Annotated in this window: 15 protein-coding genes; 7 read left to right on the top strand and 8 right to left on the bottom strand. The window is 49.5% G+C overall.

Annotation, left to right across the window (positions count from 1 at the left end):
• Positions 1–41: 41 nt before the first annotated feature.
• The 4 genes from htpX to msrC form a co-directional block, all read right to left on the bottom strand.
• On the bottom strand, positions 42–923 hold the full coding sequence (htpX, locus tag OGY72_RS13280; RefSeq protein ID WP_003034964.1) for a protease HtpX: 882 nt from the start codon (positions 921–923) through the stop codon (positions 42–44).
• A 192-nt stretch (positions 924–1,115) separates the two neighbouring features.
• A complete protein-coding gene (gene prc, locus OGY72_RS13275; RefSeq protein ID WP_286547875.1) occupies positions 1,116–3,164 on the bottom strand; it encodes a carboxy terminal-processing peptidase in 2,049 nt (682 codons plus the stop codon).
• Positions 3,165–3,183: 19 nt separating this feature from the next.
• Positions 3,184–3,870, bottom strand: a complete 687-nt coding sequence (gene proQ, locus OGY72_RS13270; protein WP_003833781.1) for an RNA chaperone ProQ — start codon at positions 3,868–3,870, stop codon at positions 3,184–3,186.
• Between the two features lie 96 nt (positions 3,871–3,966).
• Positions 3,967–4,464 (bottom strand): free L-methionine (R)-S-oxide reductase MsrC, encoded by a 498-nt coding sequence (gene msrC, locus OGY72_RS13265; RefSeq protein ID WP_003833782.1) that lies wholly within the window; start codon positions 4,462–4,464, stop codon positions 3,967–3,969.
• A 128-nt stretch (positions 4,465–4,592) separates the two neighbouring features.
• Between msrC and yebS the strand changes: the two genes are divergently transcribed.
• The 5 genes from yebS (at position 4,593) to OGY72_RS13240 (ending at position 10,613) form a co-directional block, all read left to right on the top strand.
• On the top strand, positions 4,593–5,876 hold the full coding sequence (gene yebS / locus OGY72_RS13260; RefSeq protein ID WP_003833783.1) for a membrane integrity lipid transport subunit YebS: 1,284 nt from the start codon (positions 4,593–4,595) through the stop codon (positions 5,874–5,876).
• Positions 5,845–8,478: a PqiB family protein gene (locus tag OGY72_RS13255; protein WP_279275845.1), complete on the top strand. Its 2,634-nt coding sequence runs from the start codon at positions 5,845–5,847 to the stop codon at positions 8,476–8,478. The genes yebS and OGY72_RS13255 overlap by 32 nt, the downstream gene beginning before the upstream one ends.
• A gap of 82 nt (positions 8,479–8,560) precedes the next feature.
• Positions 8,561–9,982: a 16S rRNA (cytosine(1407)-C(5))-methyltransferase RsmF gene (gene rsmF, locus OGY72_RS13250; protein ID WP_286547869.1), complete on the top strand. Its 1,422-nt coding sequence runs from the start codon at positions 8,561–8,563 to the stop codon at positions 9,980–9,982.
• 100 nt (positions 9,983–10,082) lie between these two features.
• Positions 10,083–10,319, top strand: a complete 237-nt coding sequence (locus OGY72_RS13245) for a DUF1480 family protein (protein WP_286547921.1) — start codon at positions 10,083–10,085, stop codon at positions 10,317–10,319.
• A 102-nt stretch (positions 10,320–10,421) separates the two neighbouring features.
• Entirely contained in the window at positions 10,422–10,613 is a 192-nt protein-coding gene (locus tag OGY72_RS13240) for a YdfD/YebW family protein (protein ID WP_003034941.1), read from the top strand.
• Here OGY72_RS13240 and pphA read toward each other — a convergent pair whose 3' ends face one another.
• Positions 10,614–11,255 carry a protein-serine/threonine phosphatase gene (pphA, locus tag OGY72_RS13235; RefSeq protein WP_286547867.1) on the bottom strand — a complete coding sequence of 214 codons (642 nt, stop codon included), beginning with the start codon at positions 11,253–11,255 and terminating at the stop codon, positions 10,614–10,616.
• A gap of 484 nt (positions 11,256–11,739) precedes the next feature.
• Between pphA and OGY72_RS13230 the strand changes: the two genes are divergently transcribed.
• A complete protein-coding gene (locus OGY72_RS13230; protein ID WP_286547865.1) occupies positions 11,740–12,408 on the top strand; it encodes an SOS response-associated peptidase in 669 nt (222 codons plus the stop codon).
• A gap of 242 nt (positions 12,409–12,650) precedes the next feature.
• Here the strand turns inward: OGY72_RS13230 and OGY72_RS13225 are convergent, their stop codons facing one another.
• The 3 genes from OGY72_RS13225 to OGY72_RS13215 all read right to left on the bottom strand — a co-directional run bounded on the left by OGY72_RS13225 (position 12,651) and on the right by OGY72_RS13215 (position 15,722).
• Entirely contained in the window at positions 12,651–13,853 is a 1,203-nt protein-coding gene (locus OGY72_RS13225; protein ID WP_286547863.1) for a hypothetical protein, read from the bottom strand.
• A 181-nt stretch (positions 13,854–14,034) separates the two neighbouring features.
• Entirely contained in the window at positions 14,035–15,303 is a 1,269-nt protein-coding gene (locus OGY72_RS13220; RefSeq protein ID WP_286547861.1) for a Y-family DNA polymerase, read from the bottom strand.
• On the bottom strand, positions 15,303–15,722 hold the full coding sequence (locus tag OGY72_RS13215; RefSeq protein WP_286547920.1) for a translesion error-prone DNA polymerase V autoproteolytic subunit: 420 nt from the start codon (positions 15,720–15,722) through the stop codon (positions 15,303–15,305). The genes OGY72_RS13220 and OGY72_RS13215 overlap by 1 nt, the downstream gene beginning before the upstream one ends.
• Positions 15,723–15,799: 77 nt before the next feature.
• Between OGY72_RS13215 and OGY72_RS13210 the strand changes: the two genes are divergently transcribed.
• Entirely contained in the window at positions 15,800–16,039 is a 240-nt protein-coding gene (locus OGY72_RS13210) for a DinI family protein (protein WP_286547859.1), read from the top strand.
• Positions 16,040–16,290: the final 251 nt, after the last annotated feature.

Raw genomic sequence — 16,290 nt, 5'->3', positions numbered from 1 at the left:
CGCGTCTGTCGACGCGCTTTTTATTTTTAGTCTGCTGCCAATTATTTCAGGTATTCACCGCTGCGCAGCGCTTCAATACGTTTGTCCAACGGCGGGTGAGTCATAAACAGCTCACTCAACGATTTGGATTTACCGTTGATGCAGAACGCCATCATGCTGGTCGCTTCCTGCGGCTCATAGCTGGTTTTCAGGCGCTGTAGCGCGGCGATCATTTTTTCACGACCCACCAGTTTCGCTGAGCCTGCATCCGCATGGAATTCACGATGACGTGAGAACCACATCGTAATAATGCTCGCCAGAATACCAAATACCAGCTCCAGTACCGTCGCTACCGCAAAGTAGATTAACGGGTTACCGTTGCTACCCTCTCCCTCATCGCGGTTACCGCCCATAAACCCAGCGGCAATCTGCGCCAGAATACGTGAGATAAAGATAACGAAGGTGTTCACCACACCCTGAATTAGCGTCATGGTAACCATATCGCCATTAGCAATGTGGCTGATCTCATGCGCGATAACCGCTTCGGCTTCATCCGGACTCATGTTTTGCAACAGGCCAGTACTTACAGCCACCAGCGAGGCATCCCGGCGCGCACCGGTAGCAAACGCGTTAATATCTGGCGCATGGTAGATTGCAACCTGCGGCATAGCGATCCCGGCCTGGCGGGCCTGGTTCGCAACTGTATTCATCAGCCAGCGTTCTCTTTCATTGCGAGGCTGTTCGATCACTTCCCCGCCAACGGACTTTAACGCCATCCATTTGGACATCAGCAACGAAATGAAGGAACCACCAAAACCAAACAGCAGTGCCATGATCAACAAGCCTTGAACGCTGCTTGACTGAATCCCTGTCAGGCTCAATACCAGCCCGAAAACGACCATCACAGCCAGGTTCGTCAGCAGGAAGAGCGCGATTCGCATCATAATCCTCTTTTAACCTCAATTTAACAAAACGCACTATGCGATTACCCATATCGTATGGGTCTTATGACTATTTTCAAGCATCCATAGGTGCTAAGTCACCAGAAAGACACAACTTTACATTTTATCGTATCAGACTGACGTCTTCATGCACTTGTTAAAAAAACAGGCACAATTTCTTGTGCCTGTTCGAGGTTATTGACTGGTTGCGGGCTGTTCCGCTGGCTTTTCTTTTTCAAGATGCGCCAGGTCGAGCGCGATTTTTACCGTTTCATCCAGGTATGGATCCGGCTCCTGGTAATCCTTCGGTAGATCGTCCAGTTTCTTCAGCAGCGGTTTGCCTTCACGCTTGAACCGATCGTTAATACGCGCCAGACGCATTGCGTCATCTTCGTTATTCTCTTTTTCACGCTGAGCGTAATTCAGAGAAGCGATGTTGCGCTTATCCTTCATCGCATTGAAACGCGCAATGTCCTTCATGATGTACTGGAACTCAGGATCGTTCGCAATACGTGCATTGTGCTCTTTCAGCAATTCAGGTCCGAACGGCGTCAGATTATCTGACTTGGTGTAGGTCGCCGCATCAATGCTGTCCCACGGCAGCGCGTTATCTTCAAACTTCTCGCCAGTTTCAGTTTCTTCATTACCTGTCGGCATGATGATATCCGGCGTAACACCCTTACGCTGCGTGCTGCCACCGTTTACGCGGTAGAATTTCTGGATCGTGTACTGAACAGAACCCAGCGCAGGCCATTCCGGACGCAGCATCTGATCGTAAATACGGTTCAGGGAGCGATACTGCTGAACGGTGCCTTTACCGAAGGTGGGTTCACCAACGATCAGCGCTCGGCCATAATCCTGCATTGCCGCAGCGAAAATCTCTGAAGCTGAGGCGCTGAAGCGATCGACCAATACCACCAGCGGGCCTTTGTAGTACACAACGCCGTCGGTATCACTGTCTTCACGCACTTTACCGTTATTGTCACGAACCTGAACCACCGGGCCGGAAGGAATGAACAGACCGGAAAGCGAAACCGCTTCGGTCAGCGCTCCACCGCCGTTGGTACGCAGATCTATGATGATACTGCTGACGTTCTGTTTTTCCAGTTTCTGCAACTGGACTTTGACATCATCAGTCAGGCCTACATAGAAGCCAGGAATATCCAGTACGCCAACTTTTTCTTTGCCGACGGTTTTCACGGACATTTTAACGGCGCGGTCTTCGAGACGGATACGTTCACGCGTTAGCGTCACGGTGCGCGTCTTGGTACCTTTACCGGCAGGCAGAATTTCAAGGCGTACCTTGCTGCCTTTAGGCCCTTTGATCAGTGCCACGACATCATCCAGACGCCAGCCAATCACATCGACCATGCCCTTGCCCGTCTGTCCGACGCCGACAATACGATCGCCAACGCTGATCGCTTTGCTCTTGGCTGCCGGACCACCTGCCACCATGGAGTTAATGACGGTGTAGTCATCATCCATCTGCAGAACCGCGCCAATACCTTCCAAAGACAAGCTCATTTCAGTATTGAACTGCTCGGTATTGCGCGGAGAGAGATAGTTAGTATGCGGGTCGATTTCACGGGCGAACGCTGTCATCGCCAGTGAGAACACATCTTCGCTGTTGGTCTGTGCCAGACGGCGAATCGCAAATTTGTAGCGGCGCGTCAGCGTTTCGCGGATTTCCGCATCGGTTTTACCGGTCAGCTTCAGGCTGAGTTCGTCAAATTTAACCTTGCCGTCCCACAGCGCATTAAGCTCTGCTTCGCTCTTCGGCCACGGCGCTTTGCTTCGGTCGAGGTTAAAGGTGTCGTTACCGGTGAAATCCATTGGACGTGCCAGTACGCTTAATGCGTACTGATAACGTTCAAATCGGCGTTTTTGCGCCAGATTATAGAGATCGTAAAAGACATCCAGCTTGCCGGAGCGCAGTTCATCGCCGAGGACCGTTTTCTTTTTTGCATACTGTTCGATATCGCTCGCCAACAGCACGTTGTGGCTGTAGTCGAGCAAATTCAAATAGCGGTCAAAAATTTTTGCCGAAAACGCCTGATCCAGATCGAACTGGCGATAGTGTGATCGCGTAAAACGCGACGTCACACGTTCGCTTACCGTCGCATGCTGGGTTTCTTCCTTTAAAACGGGGATTTGATCGGCACGCGTGATGTCTTCCACAGCAAGTGCCTGGCCTGCTAATGCAAGCAGACCAGCTAACGCAGTAAGCCTAAAAAAAGTGTTCATGCCAGGCCTGGCCTCCGTTTCAGAACACCAGGTGTTCTGCGCGTACAATCAAAGACATACCCGAATTCAGCTGTACACGGACGCCATCTTTGGTGATTTCTAATACGGTGGCATCCATCGCATTATTTCCTGCTTTCACCTTCAGAGACTGCCCTACCGTCAGTACTGAAATATCAGATACCGGGGTATGCTGTTCTTCGCGAGGAGCACGCGGTGCTTTTGCTGCTGGTTTTTCAGCGCGAGGTTTACGCTCAGCACCTTCTTTACGACGCGGTGCAGGACGCGGCTTACGCTCGCGACGCGGTGCGTCTTCTTTTTCACCGGCGGCAGCGGCCGCTTCGCGTTTTTTCGCCTGTTGCTCTGCGCGTTGCGCCTGAACACGGGCTTTAGCTTCTTCCAGCTGTTTGCGAGCATGTTCAACATGTTGTTCATCCAGCTCACCACAAGGGTTGCCGTCGAGATCAACACGCGTTGCGCCCAATTTAACGCCATACAGATAGCGCCAGCTTGAAGTATAAAGACGTAAGGCAGAACGGAGCTGAGTCTTGCTGAGGTTCATTTCACCCTCAACACGCTCTACCAGATCCTGAAAAATGCCAATTTTCAGTGGGCGCGCTTCGCCTTCCGCACTAAAACACTGCGGGAAGCGTTCGGCCAGAAACGCGATGACTTCTTTACTGCTATTCAACTTAGGTTGATTTTCCATGAAATTTCCTGATTACAACGGACGTAGCCAACAAGCGCAGGCATGAACAGGCGACATTATAATGACGTCATCAGTAATTGCTACGTTATCCGTTGATTATCCTGCGACGCGCGCAAAGAATTTTTTGTAATCCGTCGTTGCAAGCACGGTTTCAAGCTGTGCCACAAGCGTACGCAGACCTTGTTCATCTTCTTCAGTAAAGCGGCCAAATGCCGTGCTATCAATATCCAGCACGCCTATTATCTGATTGTCGACAGCGATCGGCAGGACGATTTCAGCATTGCTGGCGGCATCACAGGCGATGTGCCCATCAAAAGCATGTACGTCCTCAATACGCTGAACCTGGTTCTGCGCCACTGCGGTACCGCACACACCGCGCCCTACCGGGATCCGCACGCAGGCAATTTTGCCCTGGAAGGGACCAAGCACCAGCGTATCGTCCTCAAGCAGGTAAAAACCGGCCCAATTCACTTCTGCAAGACGCTCGTACAACAATGCGCTGGTATTCGCCAGCGTTGCCAGAAAACTGGTTTCACCTGCCATCAATGCCTGAAAATCACGGTTCAGATCCGTGTATAGCTCTATTTTGTTCATTATATAATCACTTAGTTGTCTTACTTAAAACTGCAGCCTACTAAAATAAACATTAAATGCGTTAATGCTCAAGATCATTCCCGTCATGAGTTAAGATAACATTACTTCAACAATTTGATTCGCGATACATGGCCTTAACGACACCACGCATCACGCCAACTAAAAAAATAGCCATCAGGTCCATCGGTGAGGCACTACCTCGTGCACATTATCATCGCTGCCCTGAATGTGACCTGATATTTAGCTTGCCTAAAATGCGTTCGCACCAAAGTGCCTTTTGCCCACGCTGCCAGGCAAAAATTCGTGACGGACGCGACTGGTCGTTAACGCGACTGGCGGCCATGGCTTTCACCATGTTGCTGCTGATGCCCTTTGCCTGGGGAGAGCCACTTCTGCACATCTATTTATTAGGCGTGCGCATTGATGCCAATGTGATGCAAGGCATCTGGCAAATGACCCGACAAGGTGACCCCCTTACCGCCTCCTTCGTGCTTTTTTGCGTCGCTGGTGCGCCGCTAATTCTTGTGACTTCAATCGCTTATCTGTGGTTTGGTAATATTCTCGGGATGAACCTGCGCCCGGTGCTGCTGATGCTGGAAAGACTCAAAGAGTGGGTGATGCTCGATATTTACCTGGTGGGTATCGGTGTCGCATCAATCAAGGTTCAGGACTATGCTTTTTTGCAGCCTGGCGTGGGGCTGTTTGCTTTTATTGCGCTGGTGATCCTCAGTATTTTGACGCTGTCGCATCTTAACGTTGAACAGCTTTGGGACCGTTTCTACCCGCAAAGACCGGCTCGTCGGCCCGATGATAAGCTCCGCGTCTGCCTTGGCTGCCATTTTACAGGTTATCCGGACGCCCGCGGTCGCTGCCCCCGCTGCCATATTCCGTTGCGCTGGCGCAGAAATCAAAGTATCCAAAAGTGTTGGGCGGCTCTGCTGGCCTCGATTGTCCTGCTTTTACCCGCTAACCTGCTGCCCATCTCGGTAATTTATGTCAACGGCGGCCGGCAGGAAGACACAATCCTGTCAGGCATAATGTCTTTGGCAAACAGTAATGTCGGCGTAGCGGCGATCGTGTTTATCGCCAGTATATTAGTGCCATTTACCAAAGTGATTGTGATGTTTACGTTGCTATTCAGCATCCACTTTAATTGTGAACAAGGGTTGCGCACCCGTATAAAACTACTGCGTATGGTGACCTGGATTGGCCGCTGGTCGATGCTGGATCTCTTTGTTATCGCGTTAACCATGTCGCTGATAAATCGCGATCAGATACTTGCTTTTACTATGGGACCGGCTGCGTTTTATTTCGGCGCAGCGGTAATATTGACTATTCTTGCTGTGGAATGGCTGGACAGCCGCTTACTTTGGGATGCACATGAGTCAGGAAACGCCCGCTTCGCAGACTGAAGCGCAGATTAAAACAAAACGCCGTATCTCCCCGTTCTGGCTGCTGCCGTTCATCGCGCTGATGATCGCAGGATGGCTTATCTGGGGAAGCTATGAAGATCGCGGCAATACCGTGACCATTGACTTTATGTCTGCGGACGGCATTGTGCCAGGCCGTACTCCCGTTCGCTATCAGGGCGTTGAAGTGGGCACGGTACAGGATATCAACCTCAGCAAAGATCTACGCAAAATTGAAGTTCGCGTCAGCATCAAATCGAGCATGAAAGATGCTCTGCGCAAAGATACCCAGTTCTGGCTGGTGACGCCAAAGGCGTCGCTGGCTGGAGTTTCTGGTCTGGATGCGTTGGTTGGTGGCAACTATATCGGCATGATGCCCGGTACTGGCGAGGCCGAGGATCATTTCGTCGCCCTCGACACTCAGCCCAAGTATCGCCTGGATAATGGCGATTTAATGCTGCATCTGCGCGCCCCTGATCTCGGATCGCTTAATAGCGGTTCGCTGGTTTATTTCCGTAAGATTCCGGTGGGCCGGGTCTATGACTACACCATTAACCCAAATAACCAAGGTGTAACCATCGACGTGCTGATCGAACGCCGTTTTACCAATCTGGTGAAAAAAGGCAGCCGCTTCTGGAACGTCTCCGGTGTGGATGCGGATGTCAGCCTTAGCGGTGCGAAGGTAAAACTGGAGAGTCTGGCGGCGCTGGTCAACGGCGCCATTGCTTTTGATTCACCCGAAGACTCAAAACCCGCTGCGGCAGACGACACGTTTGGTCTATATCAGGATCTCGCACACAGCCAACGTGGAGTGATCGTCAAGCTTGATTTACCCAGCGGAGATGGACTCAAAGCAGGCTCAACATCGCTGATGTATCAAGGATTAGAAGTCGGTCAGCTCACAAAACTGGATTTAAACCCAGGCGGTAAAGTCACCGGCGAAATGACGGTCGATCCCAGCGTCGTAACGCTACTGCGTGACAACACACGAATTGAGTTACACAGCCCTAAATTATCGTTAAGCGATGTGAATCTCAGTTCGCTGCTGACAGGTAAAACTTTCGAGCTGGTACCTGGCGAAGGCGAGCCGCGTAACCAGTTTGTCGTTATCCCCGCTGAGAAGTCGTTGTTACACGACCCAGGCGTCATGACGTTTACGCTGACAGCGCCGGAGAGTTACGGTATTGATGCTGGCCAGCCGCTAATTCTTCACGGCGTACAGGTCGGTCAGGTGATTGAGCGTACGCTTTCCAGCAAAGGCGTCTCATTTACCGTTGCTGTTGAACCACAGCATCGTGACCTGGTGCAGGGTGACAGTAAGTTCGTGGTGAACAGCCGCGTGGATGTCAAAGTTGGACTTGATGGCGTGGAGTTCCTTGGCGCCAGCGCCAGTGAGTGGCTCAGCGGCGGCATTCGTATTTTGCCCGGAACCAAGGGCGAAATGAAAAAAAGCTACCCGCTTTACGCTAACCTGGAGAAAGCCATTGAAAACAGCCTGAGCGATCTGCCAACCACTACGGTCAGCCTGAGCGCCGAAACGCTACCTGATGTGCAGGCCGGTTCGGTCGTGCTATACCGCAAATTCGAGGTCGGTGAAGTGATTAGCGTTCGTCCTCGCGCCGATGCGTTTGATATCGATCTGCATATCAAACCGGAATATCGCAACCTGTTGACCAGCAACAGCGTGTTCTGGGCCGAAGGCGGAGCAAAAGTTCAGCTTAACGGCAGCGGATTAACCGTACAGGCATCTCCCCTTTCACGCGCGCTTAAAGGGGCGATCAGCTTCGATAATTTAAGCGGTGCCAGCGCCAGCCAACGCAAAGGTGACAAGCGTATTCTGTATGCTTCGGAAACCGCGGCGCGTGCGGTCGGCGGCCAGATAACGCTGCATGCGTTCGATGCCGGTAAACTCGCTGCAGGCATGCCGATTCGCTACCTGGGAATCGATATCGGCCAGATCCAAACGCTTGAGCTGATCACCGCCCGTAACGAAGTTCAGGCAAAAGCGGTTCTGTACCCGGAATACGTGCAGACCTTTGCGCGAAGCGGTACCCGTTTCTCTGTGATCACCCCACAAATTTCGGCAGCGGGCGTGGAGCATCTGGATACAATCCTGCAGCCGTATATCAACGTTGAACCCGGACGCGGTAATCCGCGCCGTGATTTTGAGCTGCAGGAAGCCACCATTACCGACTCTCGTTACCTCGATGGTCTGAGTATTGTGGTTGAAGCACCAGAAGCAGGTTCGCTGAATATCGGAACCCCGGTGTTGTTCAGAGGTATTGAAGTGGGGACCGTCACCGGGCTGACGCTGGGCTCGCTTTCCGATCGTGTGATGGTTGCCATGCGCATTAGCCAACGCTATCAGCATCTGGTACGCAACAACTCCGTGTTCTGGCTGGCATCCGGCTACAATCTCGACTTCGGTTTGACCGGCGGTGTCGTGAAGACTGGTACCTTCAATCAGTTCATCCGCGGCGGCATCGCCTTCGCGACACCACCGGGTACACCGCTGGCACCTAAAGCACAGGCAGGTAAACACTTCCTGTTGCTGGAAAGCGAACCGAAAGAGTGGCGTGAATGGGGCACCGCCCTGCCACGTTAATGTATCCACTGCTCCGGCGCGAGTACGTACGCCGGAGCAGTTATGCTACACTGCGCACCTGTTTTTTTGCCGGTGGTACCAAGTGGCTTATTTTCCCGACGCCTTTCTGACTCAAATGCGTGAAGCAATGCCTTCCACGCTCTCATTCGATGAATTTCTCGCTGCCTGTCAGCGCCCGTTGCGCCGCAGCATTCGCGTCAATACGCTGAAAATCTCCGTTGCCGATTTCCTCGCGCTGACAGCACCTTACAACTGGTCTCTCACTCCGATTCCCTGGTGTACGGAAGGTTTCTGGATCGAACGCGATGATGAAGAGTCAGTGCCGCTCGGCAGCACAGCAGAACATTTAAGCGGCCTGTTTTATATTCAGGAAGCCAGCTCAATGCTGCCAGTCGCTGCGCTGTTTGCCGCAGGCAATACCCCGGAACGCGTAATGGATGTTGCGGCCGCCCCCGGCTCCAAAACCACGCAAATTGCCGCAAAAATGAATAATCGAGGTGCCATTCTGGCGAATGAGTTTTCTGCCAGTCGCGTCAAAGTCCTGCATGCCAATATCAGCCGTTGCGGGATAGCCAACGTCGCCCTGACCCATTTTGACGGACGCGTATTTGGTGCCGCGTTGCCGGAATCATTTGATGCCATATTGCTCGATGCACCGTGTTCCGGTGAAGGCGTGGTGCGTAAAGACCCCGATGCGCTAAAAAACTGGTCTGTAGAAAGTAATCTGGAAATTGCCGCGACCCAACGCGAACTACTCGACAGCGCCTTCCACGCCCTGCGTCCCGGTGGCACATTGGTTTACTCGACCTGTACGCTTAATCGTGACGAAAATGAAAATATCATGCAGTGGTTGATTGAAACTTACCCGGATGCCGTCGAGTTTTTACCTCTGGGCGATTTATTTCCGCAGGCCGAACGCGCCCAGACGCCGGAAGGGTTCCTGCATGTGTTCCCGCAGATCTACGATTGCGAAGGATTCTTCGTGGCGCGTTTGCGCAAAACAGCTGCAATCCCTGCACTACCAGCGCCGACATATAAAGTCGGCAACTTCCCGTTTAGCCCGCTGAAGGGACGCGAGTCTGCGCTTGTCGCGCAAGCCGCGAGCGCTTGTGGACTGCAGTGGGAAGATAATTTACGCCTGTGGCAGCGCGATAAAGAGATCTGGCTGTTCCCGACTGACATTGAACCTCTGATTGGCAAGGTTCGCTTTTCTCGACTCGGGATCAAACTGGCTGAAACCCACAATAAAGGGTATCGCTGGCAGCATGAGGCCGTTATCGCCCTCGCCGATCCGAACCACAGCCATGCATTCGAGCTGACCCTTGCCGAAGCGGAAGAGTGGTATCGCGGTAGAGATGTTTACCCGCAAACCGCACCGACGAGTGACGACGTACTGGTTACGTTCCAGTATCAGCCGATCGGTCTGGCAAAACGCATTGGATCGCGACTGAAGAATAGCTATCCGCGCGATCTTGTCCGGGATGGCAAACTCTTTATGGGATAACGCACGTTTTTACTGGCGCTTTTGCTAACGTTGACTACGCTGAAAAATGGACGGCCTAACTGGTCGTACCACAACCAGCAAATTAACGGAGAGCACGATGATGAAAACCAGTGTGCGCATTGGCGCTTTTGAAATCGACGACGCCGAGTTACATGGCGAATCGCCGGGGGACCGAATGTTAACCATTCCATGTAAATCCGATCCAGATTTATGTATGCAACTGGATGCCTGGGATGCCGACACCAGCGTCCCGGCCCTGTTGAACGGAGAACATTCAGTACTATTTCGCGAACACTACGATCGTAAGTCAGATGCCTGGATCATGCGCCTTGCCTGATTCAAAAAGAACCCGTCGCCAGACGGGTTATTTCTTGGTTAATTTCCCTCATCTATCAACATCTTCTACACTACAGGTATGGCTTTACCATTTGAGGATGGAATGTTCACGCTGGTTCTTTTTGTGTGCTATCTGGATGGCGGTTGTGAAGATATCGTGGTTGATGTCTACAAAACTGAGCAGCAGTGCCTGATATCGATGGACGATCAACGTATTCGTAACGGCGGATGTTTACCTGCGGACGACTACATCGACAGTTTCTGGCATCCGGCCCAGGAATACAGCGATTTTTGATTATTGCAGTTGTACCAGCGTTAACTCGCCGCCGAATACAGCGCCGGTATCAATATAGTGTAGATTCTCGCGATCCAGCCGATGGCGCAACGGCGTGTGGCCAAACCAGAAGTGATCCGCGCCGCGAATCGCACAACCACTGTTCATCAGTCTCGAGCGGTCCCACAGCACGCGCTGTAAATCGATCTCTTTTAGCCACTGATAATCATCATCCGGGTAATCGGCATGAGCAATAACGTGTATACCGTTCTGACAATGCAGCTCCAGAATCCAGGGTAACTGCCAACCCCCTTCAAGAGCAAATTTCGCTGCCGGTTGCTCCGCCTGCTCGAACCACGAGCCACCATTCATAAACCACATGAATTGATCCCCCGTCGCCAGCGCGTCCAGCGCCATCTGTTCATGATTCCCCCTGACCGCGACAATCCAGTGTTTACGCAGTAGTTTCAGACAACGCAAACTGTCTGGTCCACGGTCGATAACATCCCCCACTGAAACCAGCAAATCCTGCCAGGGATCAAAACGGTACTGGCGCAGCTTAGCCATCAGCATCGAGAAGCATCCGTGGATATCCCCAACCACCCAGACGTGACGCCACTGCGTACCGTCGATTCGTTGATAGATATTGCCAGGTCGTCCCATGTCGCCTCCAGAGTACAAGGGTACCTGATTATAATTTTAGCAATGTTGGTAAAAAAGCCTGGACGATCGTGGGCAGGAGTATGGTATGGTTTATGGAGAATGCAGCATGCAATACGCCGTGTTTTGCCCTGGATGGCATCGCATTCGCCACATAAAAAGAGACCGAATACGATTCCTGTTTACAGCTCAAAACGTAATAATCTATAAACTTCAATAACTTAACACAAAAAAGCCACTAAAAAACACCTCCTGATACTTACTATTGCACCCATTCAAGATCAATCAGTTGCTATTGGTTTCGTGGTGTCGTCGGGAAAAATTCGGGATCGCATTGTTCCAGCATCTACCCATTTTTAAGAATTCATCAATTCACAAAACCATCATTCCGACTTACCTTACAAGCTCCTTTTTAAATCATTACCGGTGCGCACCACTTTTTCTTCCTGCCCTATACTTTCAGTCTGACATATGGCTGGAGGTTTCTATGTGTGGACGCTTTTCACAGTCGATGACGCGTGAAGACTATCTCGTCCTTCTCGCTGACGAAATCGAACGAGACATTCCATACGATCCTGAACCGATCGGACGTTTCAACGTAGCACTAGGTACCAAAGTTCTACTTCTGAGTGAACGTGACGAGAAACTCCATCTTGATCCTGTTATCTGGGGATACGCCCCTGGATGGTGGGATAAACCACCGCTAATTAACGCACGCTCTGAAACTGCGGCCACCAGCAGAATGTTTAAGCCTCTGTGGCAACATGGCCGAGCAATCTGTTTTGCTGATGGCTGGTACGAATGGAAAAAGGAAGGTGACATACAGCAGCCCTACTTTATTCATCGAGCCGATGGCCAGCCGATTTTCATGGCGGCGATCGGCAGCACACCATTCGAACGTGGAGATGAAGCAGAAGGATTCCTGATAGTGACGGCTGCTGCAGACAAAGGACTGGTAGATATTCACGACAGGCGGCCACTGGTACTGTCACCAGATGCTGCTCGCGAATGGATGAGGCAGGACGTTGGAGGGAAAGAAGCTGCGGAAATTGCGGCCGATGGTTCCGTACCGGCTGAGAATTTTATATGGCACGCCGTGACGCGTGCCGTAGGGAATGTGAATAATCAGGGCTCCGAACTGATACAGCCAGTGTGATTCATCACCGGGCAATCATCAAACTCCGCGTTCCTGGCATCTAAATGGATATGAGTTTGGAAAAGAGTAACACGATGAATAATAAGAAATTATATAAATTTTAATTTGTTAAAATGTACTCAAATGTGTACACATTTAAAACAGGATTCTTTTGATTGTATCAACATTGTAAAAGAATCCTTTGTATTAATTTTCCATATCATCTCACGTATGTTCTTGATATAAGGTGATCGATAGTGCCATCACGGTCCAGATGCGCAACCGTTGAATATCTCAACTCTTTCATTCCAAGATGCTACTAAAACTCCTTTATTATGCTGTTCATAGCGCCTCTCTTCGATAGTGTAGTTAGCGTTATTGGCTATAGATAAATCATTGTAGCCACACGCCGCCGACGGAATAACAGCTTGTGAGCTCGATATTACAGTATACGATATACCATCAGGTGCCCCTATAACTGGCCCATCCTCATCAGAGCTTAATAAACTAACCTGACTTTTACCTCCTCTTATTTTTTTTGCCCCATCTTTGAATTTTGGTTTTCTATATATATCTGCTGGTACATTAGTATTATATTGATCTTCATAGAATACCTTGTTGCCATCATCACATTTTGCAGGAGATGTATCATAGTTATTTACAATTGCATTCGTAACACCTGTCAGATGCAATACACCCTCAAATGGAACTGTTCTTTGCTCTTGAGAAAGAAACTCGCTTGCTTTTTTCTTTCCGTCAACATTACTACTCAAATCTCCATCTAATACAACGTCTGCTTTAAATGGAATATCAAGCCCAACTTGATATGCTATTAACTGTACATAACCTGATTCACCTTTCATGGCGGTAACTGATACGCTATTCCCCTGACTTACTGTTTCTGAGTATGTTTCTCCATTAGATGTTGTGTCACTTAGTCCAAACGTTTTAGAAATACTAAATGTTGTATTTGAACCACCAAATGGTGTCTTGCCAGTAAATGTTTGGCTCATACCTACCTGCGTGGAGGATGATACACTATGAGTTTTCGTGATACTCCAGCCTTTCGCACCTGATACTGATAAGTTTGCAGAAGCGGTTACTGTTTGAGGCCCACAATTTTTATAGCTATAAGCATTAATTAAAACTGTAGACGGTAAAGCTACTTGTTTAGACTCTAGGAATTTGAAATTATTAACAATAACAACGGCTGCACTTTTTACAGTTGCAACCTCTTTATAGTTTTCTGGTTTTAATACTTTCTCCATGTGGCATCTATCAGGCTCAGGCTCCCCGCTCCAGGAACATGTTCGTTCATAATGCTCAACCATTCTTTGCCTTGTTATCTCTACTTTCGCATTAATAAAAGCCTGATTTATTGCAGTTATTGGATCAGTGTCTGCAATAGCAAAACAAGGAACAGCAAGGACTATTAGAAAAGGAAATGTTCTGAGTTCAGCCTGCATAAGATAACCCCAAGCATTAGATGCTATAAATATTTATAGCTGAGCAAAATAAAAAGTGAATAGTACCTTAGTTAAATTATTAAAATATAACTTACAACTTCATCTAACTAACTGTTAATCAAAAATAGTTTTTCTTAACCAGTATCGAATTTCAATATGCTGTAAACGTTTAATCACGGTATCACCTGACCTGTAGCAAATCACTTAACCTTGTAGTGTACCGAGGCGACAACATATCCCTCTTCATTTTCCACTGCTGCTGGATACCTTGACCGGCAAAATAGAGTGTGCCCCTACCGCCCTTCGCGTTGAGATGATCCAGGACCTCCATCAGATGAGTGCTCTTTTGTCGCGGCGAGTTATCATCAAATAGATCAAGCTGGGCGATACCCTGACTAAAAAAATCGCCGAGCATCACACCCGCTTTTTGATATCGGTGACCATTCTCCCATACGGTATCCAGGCAGCGCATGGCTGCATTAACGATATCCCTAGTATCCTGCGTCGGGGTAATCAATTTCACTGACGTGCTATTACCGTAATACTGCTCTCTTACCGCAAACGGTGATGTTTTGACGAATGCAGAGATGAACCTACAGTACTGGTGCTCCCCGCGTAGCTTCTCTGCTGCGCGCACAGCATAACTGCAGATAGCCTGACGCATATCTTCATAATCAGTAATGCGTTCACCAAACGACCGGGAACAGACAATTTCCTGCTTCACTGGTGCAAACTCTTCCAGCTCCAGACACGGCTCACCTCTAAGTTCTCGTACTGTTCGCTCCAGGACAACGTTGAAGTGCTTCCTGATAAATCGGATATCAGTATCCGCCAACTGGAGCACAGTTTTAATACCCATCGCTTCAAGTTTTTTACTAATACGTCGGCCAACGCCCCACACTTCATCAACGGATAAAAGAGCCATCAATTTTCGCTGCCTTTCTACATTTGATAGATCAACAACCCCGCCAGTCTGATGCTGCCACTGCTTAGCAGCATGATTTGCCAGTTTGGCCAGCGTTTTGGTTTGAGCAATTCCTACACCAACGGTCAGGTGTGTTCGCTGAAGTACAGTCGCACGGATTTCCCGGCCAAAGTCAGTCAAATCGCGGCAATTTCTGACACCAGTCAGATCACAGAAAGATTCATCAATTGAATATACTTCGCATCGCGGTGACATTTCTTCCAGTGTGGTCATCATTCGCAAACTCATGTCCGCGTATAATTCATAGTTACTAGAAAAATAGTGGACCCTTTGTGGGAAACGAGCATCTTTCAGCTGGAACCAAGGTGTACCCATCTTGATCCCAAGCGCCTTAGCTTCCGCACTACGAGCTATCACACAACCATCATTGTTACTAAGAACACAGACGGGTTTTTCCTTGAGATCGGGCCGAAATGCTGTCTGACAGCTCGCATAAAATGAATTGGCATCAACAAGAGCAAACATCAGTCGACAGTCTTCAGTATGTGGGTAACAACCCCAAATACATCCAGCGAATCCTCACCGCCCACCATAATCGGATTGAACGCAGGGTTTTCTGGCACCAACATCACAGTTGGGTGCATTTGTAGCCTTTTCACCGTGAATTCACCATCGAAGGCGGCTATCACAATATCCCCATGCTGGGCCGTTTTAGCGCTGTCCACCACCAACAGATCGCCAGAGCTAATACCCGCACCACTCATAGAATCCCCAGCGGCGCGAACAAAATATGTTGCGCTGGGATGCCGAACTACTAACTTATTTAAATCAATACGTTGCTCAACATAATCCTGCGCTGGGCTGGGAAATCCACATTGCACCGGATCGCTAAACAACGGGAGAGCTACAATCTGGCTCAGCTCAGTTGGTGAATAAAACTTCATGATAAACTCACTCATATTGATACTGTTCATATATACAGTATATACTGTGATTACATACAGTAAAGAGGAGTTAAAGCATGTTCGTTGAACTCGTTTATGACAAAAGGAATTTTGATGGTCTGCCCGGTGCGAAAGATATCATCCTGGGCGAATTGAGTAAGAGGGTTCACCGGATTTTCCCCGACGCTGATGTTCGGGTTAAACCGATGATGACACTGCCGGCGATCAACACTGACGCCAGCAAGCATGAGAAGGAACAGATAAGCCGTACTGTCCAGGAAATGTTTGAAGAAGCTGATATGTGGTTGTTTTCTTAGTTCTAGACAATTCGCCAGATTAGTTTTTTAACATGGTCAGGCAGTCACAGAATTCCCTGACTGCCATAACATTACTTATTTATCCCCACAGTAAATTTTTATAAAATGTGCATAGTGCATCATCTTTGTTTCTCGGGTACGTTTTTACGAACCTGTATCCTTTACTGCTTCCATTGCTTCTTTCTGACGCTGATTCCAGATACTGCTGTCCGGCATTTCCAGGCGTAAATCTATCCAGCGACCGTCCGGGA

It is taken from the genome of Citrobacter sp. Cpo221 (assembly GCF_030332345.1).
In the GTDB taxonomy this organism is placed as follows: domain Bacteria; phylum Pseudomonadota; class Gammaproteobacteria; order Enterobacterales; family Enterobacteriaceae; genus Citrobacter; species Citrobacter portucalensis.
The sequence above is the reverse complement of the archived record's forward strand: the minus strand, read 5'-3'. Positions and strand labels throughout refer to the sequence as shown.